The sequence below is a fragment of the Telluria aromaticivorans genome (genome assembly GCF_013003915.1).
Classification (GTDB): Bacteria; Pseudomonadota; Gammaproteobacteria; order Burkholderiales; family Burkholderiaceae_D; genus Telluria; species Telluria aromaticivorans.
Window position 1 is genome coordinate 866,389 of record NZ_JABAIV010000001.1, and the last position, 13,641, is coordinate 880,029.

The 13,641-nt window shown below is 67.8% G+C and carries 17 protein-coding genes; 7 read left to right on the forward strand and 10 right to left on the reverse strand.

The genetic code is table 11. The features are described 5' to 3' along the window. Entirely contained in the window at positions 1-420 is a 420-nt protein-coding gene (locus HGB41_RS03955) for a DUF1810 domain-containing protein (protein ID WP_171081255.1), read from the reverse strand. A gap of 64 nt (positions 421-484) precedes the next feature. Between HGB41_RS03955 and HGB41_RS03960 the strand changes: the two genes are divergently transcribed. The 7 genes from HGB41_RS03960 (at position 485) to HGB41_RS03990 (ending at position 7,167) form a co-directional block, all read left to right on the forward strand. After that, positions 485-700, forward strand: coding sequence for a DUF3820 family protein (locus HGB41_RS03960; RefSeq protein ID WP_171081257.1), 216 nt, complete (start codon positions 485-487; stop codon positions 698-700). Positions 701-828: 128 nt separating this feature from the next. Beyond that, entirely contained in the window at positions 829-1,479 is a 651-nt protein-coding gene (ribA, locus tag HGB41_RS03965) for a GTP cyclohydrolase II (protein ID WP_212760805.1), read from the forward strand. An 80-nt stretch (positions 1,480-1,559) separates the two neighbouring features. After that, on the forward strand, positions 1,560-3,023 hold the full coding sequence (locus HGB41_RS03970; RefSeq protein ID WP_171081259.1) for a S1 family peptidase: 1,464 nt from the start codon (positions 1,560-1,562) through the stop codon (positions 3,021-3,023). Positions 3,024-3,034: 11 nt separating this feature from the next. Then, complete coding sequence (locus tag HGB41_RS03975; RefSeq protein WP_171081261.1) at positions 3,035-4,006, forward strand: FHA domain-containing protein; 972 nt, start codon at positions 3,035-3,037, stop codon at positions 4,004-4,006. A gap of 91 nt (positions 4,007-4,097) precedes the next feature. Next, a complete protein-coding gene (locus tag HGB41_RS03980; protein ID WP_171081263.1) occupies positions 4,098-5,150 on the forward strand; it encodes a sensor histidine kinase in 1,053 nt (350 codons plus the stop codon). Beyond that, positions 5,138-5,905, forward strand: a complete 768-nt coding sequence (locus HGB41_RS03985; protein WP_171081265.1) for a LytR/AlgR family response regulator transcription factor — start codon at positions 5,138-5,140, stop codon at positions 5,903-5,905. Before HGB41_RS03980 ends, HGB41_RS03985 begins: the two co-directional genes overlap by 13 nt. 41 nt (positions 5,906-5,946) lie before the next feature. Then, positions 5,947-7,167, forward strand: a complete 1,221-nt coding sequence (locus HGB41_RS03990; protein WP_171081267.1) for an acyltransferase family protein — start codon at positions 5,947-5,949, stop codon at positions 7,165-7,167. A gap of 52 nt (positions 7,168-7,219) precedes the next feature. Here the strand turns inward: HGB41_RS03990 and HGB41_RS03995 are convergent, their stop codons facing one another. The 9 genes from HGB41_RS03995 to HGB41_RS04035 all read right to left on the reverse strand — a co-directional run bounded on the left by HGB41_RS03995 (position 7,220) and on the right by HGB41_RS04035 (position 13,640). Then, entirely contained in the window at positions 7,220-7,795 is a 576-nt protein-coding gene (locus HGB41_RS03995; protein WP_171081269.1) for a phasin family protein, read from the reverse strand. Between the two features lie 136 nt (positions 7,796-7,931). Continuing rightward, positions 7,932-8,828, reverse strand: a complete 897-nt coding sequence (locus HGB41_RS04000; RefSeq protein WP_171081271.1) for an ion transporter — start codon at positions 8,826-8,828, stop codon at positions 7,932-7,934. A 7-nt stretch (positions 8,829-8,835) separates the two neighbouring features. Then, complete coding sequence (locus tag HGB41_RS04005) at positions 8,836-9,258, reverse strand: VOC family protein (RefSeq protein WP_171081273.1); 423 nt, start codon at positions 9,256-9,258, stop codon at positions 8,836-8,838. Then, a complete protein-coding gene (locus HGB41_RS04010) occupies positions 9,248-9,802 on the reverse strand; it encodes an NADPH-dependent FMN reductase (protein WP_171081275.1) in 555 nt (184 codons plus the stop codon). The genes HGB41_RS04005 and HGB41_RS04010 overlap by 11 nt, the downstream gene beginning before the upstream one ends. 78 nt (positions 9,803-9,880) lie before the next feature. Next, the gene (locus HGB41_RS04015) at positions 9,881-10,189 is read right to left on the reverse strand and encodes a hypothetical protein (RefSeq protein ID WP_171081277.1); all 309 of its coding nucleotides are present in this window, start codon (positions 10,187-10,189) and stop codon (positions 9,881-9,883) included. A gap of 3 nt (positions 10,190-10,192) precedes the next feature. After that, on the reverse strand, positions 10,193-11,479 hold the full coding sequence (locus HGB41_RS04020) for an MFS transporter (protein WP_171081279.1): 1,287 nt from the start codon (positions 11,477-11,479) through the stop codon (positions 10,193-10,195). A gap of 184 nt (positions 11,480-11,663) precedes the next feature. After that, positions 11,664-12,176, reverse strand: a complete 513-nt coding sequence (gene ispF, locus HGB41_RS04025) for a 2-C-methyl-D-erythritol 2,4-cyclodiphosphate synthase (protein ID WP_171081281.1) — start codon at positions 12,174-12,176, stop codon at positions 11,664-11,666. Between the two features lie 16 nt (positions 12,177-12,192). Beyond that, positions 12,193-12,936, reverse strand: coding sequence for a 2-C-methyl-D-erythritol 4-phosphate cytidylyltransferase (ispD, locus tag HGB41_RS04030; protein ID WP_171081283.1), 744 nt, complete (start codon positions 12,934-12,936; stop codon positions 12,193-12,195). Then, positions 12,933-13,640: a hypothetical protein gene (locus HGB41_RS04035; protein ID WP_171081285.1), complete on the reverse strand. Its 708-nt coding sequence runs from the start codon at positions 13,638-13,640 to the stop codon at positions 12,933-12,935. The genes ispD and HGB41_RS04035 overlap by 4 nt, the downstream gene beginning before the upstream one ends. Between the last annotated feature and the right edge of the window lies 1 nt (position 13,641).

Genomic DNA, 13,641 nt, shown 5'->3' on the forward strand with positions numbered 1-13,641 from the left:
TCAGAGGCGCGCCAGCGTCTCGTCGTCCGGCTCGCCGTCGAAATATTTGTCGATGCAGGCCTGGAACACCGCCTCGTCCGGCGCCACGTCGGCAAACAGCGTCATGGAGGAACGGAATTTCAGCGTGTCGGGGTGGCCGAAGATGTCGTCGGCCGTGGGGCCGTCGAGGGAGGCCACGATGGCTGCGCATTCGCGCAGGCGGGCGCCCAGCACCGGATGCTCGAGATAGGCCGCCGCCTCGTCGCCATTGCGCAGCGCATAGCGGCGCGCCATCTCGCTCTGCCCGAGCCCGGCAATCTGGGGAAAGATGAACCACATCCAGTGCGTGCGCTTGTGGCCGGCGCGCAGTTCGGCGACCGCCGTGCCGTACACCGGCGCCTGCGCCTGCACGAAGCGCTCCAGGTCGAATTCGGTTTCCATGATTTTGTTCCTCCCGGTCGACCAAATGCTACAACGTTCCCGGGTTTTGCTAAAGTGCGGCACGATGAACACCGACCACCTCACCCTTTTGCTCGAACGCGACATGCCCTATGGTAAGTACAAGGGGCGCAAGATTGCCGACCTTCCCGGCCACTATCTCGGCTGGTTCGCCCGCGAAGGCTTCCCGCACGGCGAACTGGGCCAGCTGCTCGCCCTGATGTACGAACTCGACCACAACGACCTGCGCAGCCTGCTCGACCCGCTGCGCCGCCGGCGCTGAGATGGTGTGAAAAATTCATGGTTTTTTCACACCCTCTGAGGAGCCCCGGCCGGGGCCGGCGCACGGCTGGGGCGGATTTCCGGTAAACTACACGGTTACAGCAACACGCTCCAACCACGAGAAACGCCATGCCTGCGATGCCACCCCTGCCCGCCAACGACCAGTTGCTCGATTACGTCACCTCGTGCGCCCTGCCGACACCGTGGGCGCAGTTCACGCTGCATGCCTTCGTCGAGCACTCCACGGGCAAGGAGCATTTGGCGATGGTATTGGGCGACGTCAAGGACGGCGAACCGGTGCTGGCGCGCGTGCATTCCGAATGCCTGACCGGCGACGTGCTGTTCTCGCAGCGCTGCGACTGCGGCGCCCAGCTCGAAGGCGCGCTGCAGCGCATCGCCGAGGAAGGGCGCGGCGTGCTGCTCTACCTGCGCCAGGAGGGCCGCGGCATCGGCCTGCTCAACAAGATCCGCGCCTACCGGCTGCAGGAAGCAGGCGCCGACACGGTCGAGGCCAACCTGCAGCTCGGCTTCCATGCCGACGCCCGCAACTACGAATTGTGCCAGCCGATGCTGGCCCATTTCGGGGTGCGCTCGCTGCGCCTGATGACCAACAACCCGCGCAAGATCGCTGCCCTGACCCGCCTCGGCATCGACGTCGCCGACCGCGTGCCGCTGCTGGTCAACCGCAACGCCTTCAACAACAGCTACCTCGACACCAAGCAGGCCAAGCTCGGTCACATGATGACCCCGGCCACGGTCGCGGAGCCCGGCGCCACCTGAAGGCCCGCGCGCCCCTAACGCGCGCTCGCACTGCCTGCTTGGTGCCACGATAGGGCTTCGTCTTGCCATAAAGGGGATGCATGAAACGGATCACCGTTGCCTTGCTCTTGTCTTGCCTCGCAGCCGGTGCGGTCACGGCGCAAGCGAACCGGCCGGCCCGACCCGCGGCGGGCGCGGGCCCGACCGTCCCGCGGGCGTCCAGCCCGGCCACCCTTCCAGCCGCCACGCCGCCAGTCGCACCTCCCCACCTGCCGCCTTCGGCGCCGCCGGGCGTCACCCCGTCCGCTCCCGCCCCCGGCGAAGTCGATGCCCAGGATGCCCTGCCCCTGCCCTCGTCGGCCGCGCAGGACTTATATGCGTCGGCGCGCGGCGACCTGCTGCAGATCCGCATGCTGCTCAAGAACGGGCGCACCCAGTCCACCGTCGGCTCGGGCTTTTTGGTCGGCACCGGCAACCTGGTCGTGACCAACTACCACGTGGTGTCGCAACTGGCGCTCGACCCCGACGTCTATACCGCCGAATTCGTGGACACCGACGGCAACAGCGGCCCGGTGGAACTGATGGCCGTGGACGTACTGCACGACCTGGCCGTGGTGCGCGTCGGCCGCAAGGGCAGCGGCTTCTTCAAGGTGCGCGAACGCCCGCTGCGGCTGAACCAGGGCCAGCGCCTGTACTCGCTCGGCAATCCGCTCGACCTCGGCTTCGCGATCTCGGAAGGCGCGTATAACGGCGTGGTCACACGCAGCTTCTACGACCAGCTGATCTTCAGCGGCACCATCAATTCCGGCATGAGCGGCGGGCCGAGCGTGACCGGCAGCGGCACCGTGGCCGGCGTCAACGTCTCGAAGCGGCGCGACGGCGAGTCGGTGAGCTTTCTGGTGCCGGTGAAGTATGCGCAGGAATTGCTGCGCAAGGTCGAATCCCAGTTGCGCCCCCCGAAGGACTTCAACCCCGTCATCGCCGGACAGCTGCTGACCCACCAGCGCGCCATGGTCGACCGCCTGCTGGAAGAACCGCTGGCCATCAAGAGCATGGGCCCCTACCTGGTGCCGGTGCGCGAGTCGGGACAGCTGCGCTGCTGGGGAAAGTCGAACGTGAAGGCGGCCACCGCCTATACCTCGGACGCCATGAGCTGCGCGATGGAAGCGGCGGTCTACGTGTCGGCGGCCCAGCAGACCGGGCACGTGTCGATGACCCACCAGTACATCCGCTCCGACAACCTACACCCGCTGCCCTTCGCGGCCCTGGCCAGCCGCCTGTTCAAGACCGACCAGCCGCGCGGCGCCGGCGACGCGCGCCTGACCAAGCCGCATTGCACCGAGCATTTCGTGCACACCCGCACCCTGCCGCTGCGCGCCGTGACCTGCGTGCGCGCCTACCGCAAATTCGAAGGCCTGTACAACTTCACGCTGCTCACCGCCAGCACCGATGCGGCCGAGTCCAGCCTGCAGAGCCGGCTCGACATCTCCGGCGTCTCCTACGACAACGGCATGCGCGTCACGCGCGCCTTCCTCGGCGCCTTCGGGCGCAACCTGCGCCGATGACCGGGCCGGGGATGGAGCCAAATGCCGGGCCGTGGACCATCGAGATGCTGGCCCGGAACGGCGAAGTGCTGCACCGCTACCGGGCCGCGCGCCTGCCGATCCGGGTCGGCCGCGCCTACGACAACGACTTCATCGTCGACGACGATTACGCCGCGGCCCACCACGTGGAAATCGACGCCGACCCAAGCGGCGCCCTGGTGCTGCGCGACCTCGGCAGCCGCAACGGCGTGGTGCATGCCGGCCGGCGGGTGCAGCAGGTGGTCATGCAAGGCGACACGGTGGTGCGCATGGGCCATACCTCGCTGCGGGTGCGCGCGGCCGGGTTCCCGGTGGCGCCCGAGATGTTTGATCGCACCATGCACGGCTGGGAAGGCCTGCTGCCGGGCGCCGCCGGCGTGCTGCTGGCAGCGCTGGTGGCGCTGCTGGTGGCCTGGCTGCTGGATGCCCAGCCCTTCGAGCTGCTGTACTACGTACAGGCGCCGGCCTGGGGCATCGGCGCGGCACTGTTGTGGAGCAGCCTGTGGGCCTTCCTCAACCGCCTGTTCGGGCGCCATGCGCGCCTCGGGCGCCACCTGTTCATCTTCGGCTGCGGGGTGGCCGCGCTGGTCGGGGTGCGGCTGCTGGCCAGCGTGGTGGCCTATGCCGGCTCGTTCGAATGGCTCACCCGCTACGGCTCGCATGCGGCGGTGGCGACCGTCGCCGGCATCATCTACTTCCACCTCGCGACCATCCGCCCGCCGCTGCGGCGGCGCCTGCGCGCACTGTGCGCCGTGGCCGCCCTGGTGGGCTCCAGCCTGGTCCTGATCGCCAACGAGCAGCGCCATGGACGCACCGCCGACGAACTGTACATGCCGGTGCTGCTGCCGCCGCAAGTGCGGGCCAGCCCGGATGCGACGGTGGCCGACTACATGGGGTCGGTGGCGGCAATGCGCGCAGGGATCGATGCCGAACGGGCCGGCCATGCCGACGAGGGCGGCAACTAAGCGCCGGGGTGCCTCCATGCGGGGCGCTTTGACAAGCACCGGCAGATGGCCGATCATCGCTCATCTATTCCAGCCAATACGCCCTGCGCCGATGAACACGAACCGAAGCAAGCGTGCCGCCGCCATGGCCTGGCTGCTGTTCTGGACCCTGATGGTGCTGGTCGCCGTCGAGGACTACCGGCGCGATGGCGGCAGCGACTACTGGCAGCCGGTGCTGTGGGAGCTGTCGTCGGCGCTGGTCGCCACTGGCCTGCTGATGGTCCAGCGCCGCGTGGGCGCGCGCCACGACGCCCTGATCGCCACCCCGGCCCGCTGGTTCGCGCGCCAGGCGCTGCTGCTCCCCTTCTACTGGATCACGTTCGTGCCGCTGGTCTTCGGCATCCGCCACGCAGTCTATGCATTGGCCGGCGCGCATTATGAGCACGAGGCCTGGCCCCAGGTGTTCGTGTACGAATCCCTGAAGGTCACCGTCTTCATCGGGCTGTTCACCGTGATCGGTTTCGGCCTGCTGTCCTACCGCGAGCTGCTCGGTGCACGCCTGCGCGCGGAGCAAGCCAATGCGCTGCTGCGCGAAGCGCAACTGCAATCGCTGGCGCGCCAAATGCAGCCGCATTTCCTGTTCAACGCCCTGAATACGGTGTCCTCGCTGATGCATACTGACGTCGCGCGGGCCGACGCCATGCTGGTGCGCCTTGGAGACATGCTGCGCGCAACCCTGGCGCTGGGCGAACGCACGCAAGCGACCCTGGCCGAGGAGCTGCGCCTGGCCCAGGGCTATGCCGGCGTGATGCAGGAGCGTTTCGACGGCCGCGTGAGCATCGTCTGGCAGGTCGCCGACGAGGTGCTGGAGGTGCCGCTGCCGGCCGTCAGCCTGCAGCCGCTGCTGGAGAACGTCTTCAAGCACACGGTCGAGCGGCGCCGCGAGCCGACCCATATCACGGTGAGCGCGCTGCGCGAGGGGAACAGCATGGTGCTGCGGGTCGAGGACGATGCCGGCACCCTCAGCGGTGGCGAGCCGGGCATCGGGCTGGCCAATTTGCGCGCCCGCCTGGCCGCGCTGCATGGCGATGCGGCCGGCATTGCACTGGCCCAGCTCGCGCCGGCCGGCGTGCGCGCGGAATTGAGGGTCCCATGCGCATCCTGATCGTCGACGACGAACGTCCCGCGCGCGCGCGCCTGCGCCGGATGCTGGCGCTCGAACCCGGCATCGAGGCCATCGGCGAGGCCGGCGATGGGATGGAGGCGATGGCGATGCTGGCCGCCTTCCGGCCCGATGCCCTGCTGCTCGACATCGAGATGCCGGGGCTGTCTGGCATCGACCTGGCGGCCTCGCTGCCCGCGCCGGCGCCGCAGGTGGTGTTCGTGACGGCCTATGACGCCTATGCGCTGCGCGCCTTCGATGCCGGCGCCGTGGACTACCTGCTCAAGCCCTTCGACCAGCTGCGGCTGCGGCGCGCGCTGGAGCGCCTGCGTGAGCGCCAGGCGCGCCCGGACGCCAGCCCGGGCATTGCCGGAATGCCGCCGCGCCAGTTGCTGGTCACGGAGCGCGGCGCCACGCGGATCGTACCGGTGGATGAAATCGAGTGGCTCGAGACTGCCGACAATTACGTCGTGCTGCACACCGCCGGGGACGCCCCGCTGCTGCGCCAGACCCTTGCCGGCCTGCTCGAACGGATCGGTCCCGCCTTCGTGCGCTGCCATCGGCGCGCGGCAGTGCGTTGGGGCTGCATCGAACGCATCGTCCCGCTGGACAAGGGCGACTGCGAGCTGGTGCTGCGCAGCAGCGCGCGCGTACCCTGCAGCCGCCAGTTCCGCCAGGCGGTGATGGACGCGCTGCAGCCATCCGGCCCGCCCCATGGGGCGCCCGCTTCGCCACAAAACCGTCGCGCCCGGGAGTAAAGCGCGGCAGGCTGGCTGCACTTCTTCTTCGAGAGCGCGCCATGACCAGCAACCAGCATCCCGTTTCCCGTCTTTATTTCCTCGACTGGGTACGCATCCTCGCCTTCTTCGTGCTGATCCTGTACCACGTCGGGATGTATTACGTGACCTGGGACTGGCATGTGAAAAGCCCCTTCGCCGGCACCGGGCCGGAGCCCTTCATGCAGCTATCCTCCCCATGGCGGCTCGGCCTACTGTTCTTCATTGCCGGCGCCGGCGCCAGCCTGATGCTGGCGCGCCAGGGGCCAAGCGCCTTCCTGCGCCGGCGCAGCAGCCGCCTGCTGCTGCCGCTGCTGTTCGGCATGCTCGTGATCGTGCCGCCGCAACCTTATCTCGAGGTGGTCGAAAAGCTCGGCTACGGCGACGGCTATGGCACCTTCATGCGCCTCTACCTGGCCGGCTACAACGGCTTCTGCCGCGAAGACTGCCTGGTGCTGCCGACCTGGAACCACCTCTGGTTCGTGGCCTACCTGTGGGTCTATGCGGTGCTGCTGGCCGGATGCGTGGCCTTGTGCGGCTCCCGCTTCGACCGCTTGGCGGCGCGCGCCGGCACCCTGCTGCGGGGCTGGCGCATCATTGCCATCCCGGCGGCCTTGCTGGCGCTGGCGCGCGTGCTGCTGGTCGAGCACTTCCCGACCACGCATGCGCTGGTGGACGACTGGTACAACCATGCGATGTGCCTGGCCCCCTTCCTGCTCGGCGCCCTGGTGGCGCGGGTGCCGGGGTTCTGGGCCAGGCTCGAGCCCGTGCGCTGGCAGGCACTGGGGATCGCGGCGACTGGCTGGGCCTTGCTGCGGATCTGGGATGCGGCGCCCGACGGCGTGCTGGCGCCGCAGGCAGTGGCCCTGCTGCGGCCGGCGATGTATGCGGTGTATGCGCTGCTGGCATGGAGCGCGATGGTGGCTGCCTGCGGATTTGCGCGGCGCCACCTGGACCGCGATGGGCCGGCCAGGTGCTACCTGAACGAAGCCGTGTTCCCGGTGTATATCGTGCACCAGACCCTGATCGTGACCATGGCGCATTCGCTGCAGCCGATGCGGCTGGCGCCGGGTGTCGAAGCGGTGGTACTGGTGGTGCTGACCTTGACGCTGAGCTTCGGGGTGTTCGAGCTCGTGCGCCGCGTCAGGCTGTTGCGGCCGCTATTTGGGCTGGCGCCACGGTGGGCGCGTCCAGTAGTAGCACGGCCGGTAACGGCCGTGCCAGGTGAAGTGGCTATCAGGTGAACGACAGCGGCCGGACTATAGCCGCCGAGCTATAGCCGCTGAATCGCGCCGCTCAGTGCGCAGCGCTGCCGGACGGGCGGCCGCCCTGGCCCTGCTGGGCGCCCTGCCCGGCGACAGGATGGCCGCGCGGCTCCTCGCCGTCGCCGCGCATGGCTGGCTCGGCGGCGTCGTTCGGACGGGCGAACGGATCGGCCGCAGAACGCAGGGCTTCCTGCTGGGTGCGGATGCTGCGTTCGGTTTCCTCGGCGCTCGTACGCGCCACTTCATCGACCAGGGCGCGCGCGGTGCGGCTGGTGTTCTGTACGTGCTGTTCGGTCACGCGGGCCAGTTCGGCCTGGGAATCAGCCGCCAGCTTCGCGAAGTGCTGCTGGTAGGCGCGCAGCTTCTCGGAGGTGGGCTGGGCCCGGATCGATGCGGCGGTGAAGATTTCGGTCTGGCGGTCGGCCTTCAGCACCTGCTGGCCGGCCACCGTGCCTTCTTCGACCAGGGTCTGTACCAGCTGGATGTTCAGGTCGCACATCTGCTGGAAAGAATGGAACACGGTTTTCGACATGTCGTTCAGGAAGGCGGCATGGGCGTCCATATGGTTGCGCACGGCCGGGGTCACGGATTGCGGGAAGGGAAACATGCATAGACCTCACTTGTCTGGAATTGGATGAGAACAGCAAGCCGCAGGCACCCGGCTGAGCTGGGGTCTGCGGCACGAAGGTAGAAGGCTAAAGGCGCAGGCATGCAGCCGTTTGATCTGTATCAAACGTGCGCGGCTAGGCTTCGGGCGCCACCGGCGCAGGCAAAGCGGCGCCACAATCCTTGCAATACTGCGCGCCGGCATCGTGGCCAGTGCTGCCGCACTCGTCGCAGGCGCGTGGTGCACGGGCGCCGCCGTGGCGGCGGTCGACCCGCATGGCCGTCATTTCAGCAGTGACGATCCCGGTCGGCACCGCCAGGATGCCCCAGCCGAGCAGCATCATGAACGAGGCGATGCCCTTGCCCAGCGTGGTCTGCGGCGTGATGTCGCCGTAGCCGACCGTGGTCATGGTCACGATGGCCCAGTACATCGCGGTAGGAATGCTGGTGAAGCCATGCTCCGGCCCCTCGACCACATACATCAGGGTGCCCAGGATCAGCACCGCCATCAGCACCACCGACAGGAAGACCATGATCTTGCGCCGGCTGTTGGCCAGTGCTTCGGCCAGGCGCGTGTATTCCTCGATGTACAGGGTCAGTTTGAAGATGCGGAAAACGCGCAGCAGGCGCAGGATGCGGATGTCGAGCAGGGCCTGGCTGCCGGGCACCAGCAGCGACACATAGGTAGGCAGCACCGACAGCAGGTCGACCATGCCGAAGAAACTGGTGGCGTAGCGCAGCGGCTGCCGCACGCAGGCCAGGCGCGCCAGGTATTCCACCGTGAACAGCAGCGTGAAAGCCCACTCGAGCACGTACATCACGCCGGCATGCTCCCTGCCGATGGCCGGCACGCTCTCAAGCACGACCACCAGGATGCTGGCCAGGATCGCGCCGACCAGCAGGATGTCGAAGCGCCGCCCGGCCGGCGTATCGCTCTGGAAGATCAGGTCGTACAGGCGCGCGCGCCAGCCGCCGTCCGGGCGGCCATAGCGGGCCGGCGTTTTCTTGCCGCCCAGTGCGGGCGCGGCTTTCATAGGCGTTTCATCCGTAGGGCGGACCTTTGAGCTCGACGGTATTGCGCTCCGGGTCGAGCAGGTAGATCGAGGGGCCCTCGCCTTCCGCCCCGTAACGGGTCTCTACCGGGCCAGCCGGCACGCCGTGGGTATCGAGGTGACGCCGGATCGCGGCTTCGTCGAAGGGTTCGACACGCAGGCACAGGTGGTCGAGGTTGCGCCCGCCCACGCCGGGCGCCGCCCCGCCCTCGCGGCCCAGGGGACTAGCGACCGGGACCAGGTCGATCAGCGCATTGCCTGCCCGCAGCTGGATCAGCCCGATCTCGTCCAGGCGGCGCTCGACACGGCAGCCAAGCACGTCGCCGTAGAAGGCAATCATGGCGTCCAGCCTGGCCACGCGCAGCACGATATGGTCGAGCCCGCGCACCGGGATCGGATGCTCACCTCGCATGGCGCTCGACCCAGGCGGCGAAGGCATCGATGAAAGCCTGGAAGAAGGCGCGGCTTCCATCGTCGATGAAGCGGTTGCCGTCGTACTTGGCGGCCACGCCGCCGACATAGGCTTCCGGCGCCGGCATGCACGGCATGTCCAGGAAAGGCAGCATCTGGCGCAGGTGGTGGTTGGCGCCAAAGCCGCCCAATGCACCTGGCGACACGCTCACCACCGCGCAGGGCTTGCCCTGCCAGGCGGCCTTGCCGTAGGGGCGCGAGCCGACGTCGATCGCATTCTTGAGCGCCCCGGGTACCGAGCGGTTGTATTCGGGCGTGCAGAACAGGATGGCGTCGGCCCGGCGGATCCGCTCGCGGAAGGCCGTGAAGGCGGCCGGCGGATGCTCGGTCTCGTCGTCCTGGTTGTACAGCGGCAGGTCGCGGATCTCGACGATTTCCATGTCCAGGCTGCCTGGGGCTAGTTCGATCATGGACTGCGCCACCTTGCGCGTGAACGAGTCCTTGCGCAGGCTGCCGACGATGACGGCGATATTCAGTGTAGCCATGTGGTTTCTCCCAGGTCGCTGTTGAAAACCCGATGGTAACCATTTTAGCAAGGACAGGTTGCGCGCCAGTGGACGGGATCAGATCCGCAAACGCCGCCGCTCTTCCAGGAAGCGCTTGAGCCGGGCGGCGGTCATCACGACAACCGGGTCACCGTGCCAGGCGAACAGGAAGGGCTCTCCGCCCTGGCGGTCGGTCAGCTTGGCGGACAGCAGGAAGCGCGTGCCCGCCGGATAGTGTTCGGGGTCGGCGAGCAGGCGCGAGCACTGCACGCGCAGCGAGGACGAATAGGCCTGGCCCGGAACGGGCCGGATGCAGAGGCGCCCGGTGCGCGGATCCAGCCTTGATTCGACCGCCACCTCGCGGTAGGCCCAGCTCTCGCGCGCCACCGCTCAGCCCTTTGCCGCCGCCAGCGCGGCCGGACGCACCACCGGCTGCTCGCGGATCGGCAGGTTGACCAGGGCCGCGGCAAGGGCCAGCAGGATATCGGCGTACCACATCCAGCTGTAGTCGCCGAAGCGCACAAAGGACAGGCCGCCCAGCCAGGCGCCGAAGAAGCCGCCGATCTGGTGCGACAGCAGGGTCATGCCGAACAGCGTCGCCAGGTAGCGCATGCCGAACAGCTTGCCCACCAGGCCTGCAGTCGGCGGCACCGTGGCGAGCCAGGTGAAGCCGAGCGCACCGGCGAACAGGTAAAAAGTCAGCGCGGTCTTCGGCGCCAGCAGGTAGATCACGATGATCACGGCGCGGCTGGCGTAGATGATGGCCAGCAGCGACTTCATGCGGTAGCGGGTGGACAGCGCGCCGGCCATCAGGCTGCCGGCGATGTTGAACAGGCCGATCAGGGCAAGCGCCGTGGCAGAGACGCCGGCCGGCAGGCCGCACAGGGCTACCTCGCCCGGCAGGTGGGTAACCAGGAAGGCGATGTGGAAGCCGCAGGTGAAAAAGCCCAGGTGAAGGCACAGGTAGCTGCGGTCGCGTGCGGCCTGGCGCAGCTGTTCGGTCAGCGAGATGCCTGGTGGGGCCGGCACCGCAGGGGCGCTGCTGGCTGGGCTTGAGCCTGCGTCGCGGCTGGCAGTCGCCACGGGCGGTGGCGACCGCCTACCGCGCATCCCGAGCGCCAGCGGAATCGTCAGCAGCGTCGACGCCGCCATCGTCAGCATGGCCGCGACCCAGCCGGCGCTGGCGATGATCGCCTGCATCAGCGGGGCGAACACGAACTGGCCGAAGGAGCCGCCGGCATTGATGAAGCCGGAAGCAAAGGCGCGCCGTTCGGCCGGCAGGCGCTGGGCGGTGGCACCGATCAGGATCGAGAAGCTGCCCGCCCCTGCCCCGGCGGCGGACAGCAGGCCCATGGTGACGATCAGGCCCCATTCCGAGTCCACGAAGGGGGTGGCGGCAGTACCGGCTGCGAGCATCAGCCCGCCGACGACGATCACCCGGGCCGGTCCGTACTTGTCGGCGATGGCGCCGAACACGGGTTGCGAGGCGCCCCACATGAGCTGGGCGACCGCCATCGCGAAGCTGATCGAGGCCACGCCGAGGCCGGTCGAGGTATTGATCGGGGACAGGAACAGGCCGGTCGTCAGGCGCGCGCCCATCGTGATCATGAGGATCGCGCTGGCCGCGAGGATGAGCATCCAGGCCGCGCGCGGGGTCATGGCTGAGGGATTATTCATCGGTTCTCCGTAGGGTGGGCGGGGTGATTTCGGGCAATGCCCGGAATTACGAACGCCCGCGCGTTCAAATCACGGCTGGAGACCAAAAAGCGTATTGATCAGCGTACGCCGCTTGAACGCGTGGGCAGCACCGCGGCCCACCCCACGGATTATAGTGCATATGCACGCACGTGTCAGAGTGGCATTATTCTGCCGCCCGGATCAGCATCGCCACCGACTCCGCCGCCATGCCCTCTTCGCGCCCCAGGAAGCCCAGTTTCTCGTTGGTCTTGGCCTTGATGTTCACCTGCTGCGGCGACACGCCCAGGTCTTCGGCGATGCGCGAGATCATGTGCGGGATGTGCGGCGCCATCTTCGGCGCCTGCGCGATGATGGTCGCGTCGATGTTGCCGATGGTGTAGCCGGTAGCCACCACGCGGTGCCCCACTTCGCGCAGCAGCGTGCGCGAATCGGCGCCGGCGAACATCGGGTCGGTGTCCGGGAAATGCTTGCCGATATCGCCTAGCGCTGCGGCGCCCAGCAGCGAATCGATGATCGCGTGCAGCAGCACGTCGGCATCGGAATGGCCCAGCAGGCCCAGGCGGTGCGGGATGGTCACGCCGCCGACGATGAGCTTTCGCCCTTCGACCAGTGCGTGGCAGTCGTAGCCGGTTCCGATGCGGAACGGCGGTGCGGGGTTATAGGAAGCTAGTGCCATAGGTTCAGTTTTTTTTTCAGTTCGGTTGGGTGTGCGATGCGGGTTGGACCTGTGGTGCATACGCGGCCAAATACATCTCGGCAATCAGGATGTCGGCAGGCAGCGTGACTTTCAGGTTGCGTGGGTGCCCTTCCACCAACTTGGGGGCCAGTCCCAGCGCTTCAACCGCACTCGCGTCGTCGGTAATCATGGAAGGATCCGTGGCCGCGTCCAGCGCGCGGTACAGCAGGTGGTAGCGGAACATCTGCGGCGTCTGGGCCAGCCACAGGCCGTCGCGCGCCACGGTCGCCACCTCGTCGGCCACGCAGCGCTTGACGGTATCGACCACTGGCAGGGCCAGCAGGCCGCCGGCCGGGTGCTCACCTGTTTCGACGATCAGGCGCTCGATGAGTTCCGCATCCAGCCCCGGACGGGCCGCATCATGGACCAGCACCCAGTCGTCCTCGTGAAGGATGCCGTGCAGCGCCAGCAAGCCGTTGCGCACCGAGTCCATGCGGCTGGCGCCGCCATGGCGCAGCACGGTCACGCCCTGGGCCGGGATGATCGAATCGATGATGGGATCGTCCGCGCTCACCACCACATACGTATGGGAAATGAGCGGGCTCGACACGAAGGCGTCGAGCGTGTGCCGCAGCATCGGCTTGCCGCCGAGCTGCAGGTATTGCTTGGGGCTGGTCGCCCCCATGCGCGCGCCAACCCCGGCAGCCGGGATCAGGGCGATGTAACGCGCTGGTGGCTTGGAAGCTAGAGAGTTCGTCATGATGGTTTGCGGGTTCGGGTGGGTCGGAGCAAAGACTGTACCTCACCTCCGCAAACCTTGCCCAGCCGGGCATATTCCTGCGGCGAATCGATGGCGGCCTGCAAGGCCTCGACCTTGGCCATTTCGCTTTTGATATACGGCATCCAGCCGCGGTCGATCTCGCGCTGGAGCAAGCCCTGGGCCTGGCCGGTGCGTGCATACAGGGGCTTGTCCTCGAAGCGCTTCTGGAGCGCCATGCGCACCCGCGCTTCGGCATGCGGCAGGTAGCCCAGATAGGTATTCAGGTGGCGCATCTCGTGGGCCAGCACTTCCTGGTAGGCGCAGGAGCTCGGGGCGAACTCGCGGCTCACGTACACCACGATCGGCGGATAGTAGAGCTTGACCTCGATCTGCGGGGCGATGCATTCATAGCCGCTGGCCGGGTCGATCAGCAGGCGCCCGCCGACATTGATGCTGACGTGCGACTCGGTGCGCGTCAGGCCCAGTACGTATTGTCCGGGCCGGGCACGGCCTTTCATGACGGTCAGCGAGCGGTAGCCGACCGTATTGTCGATGCGGAAGCCATTCTGGGTGCCGGTCAGCACCGACAGGGTTTCGCCGATGCTGTCCTCGCAGCGTGCCTGGAACCCGGTGCGTGCCGCCGCCTGCGCGGGTTGCATGGCGGCCGCCCAGCACAGCAGCACGAGCGCGAGCACCGGTTTCATT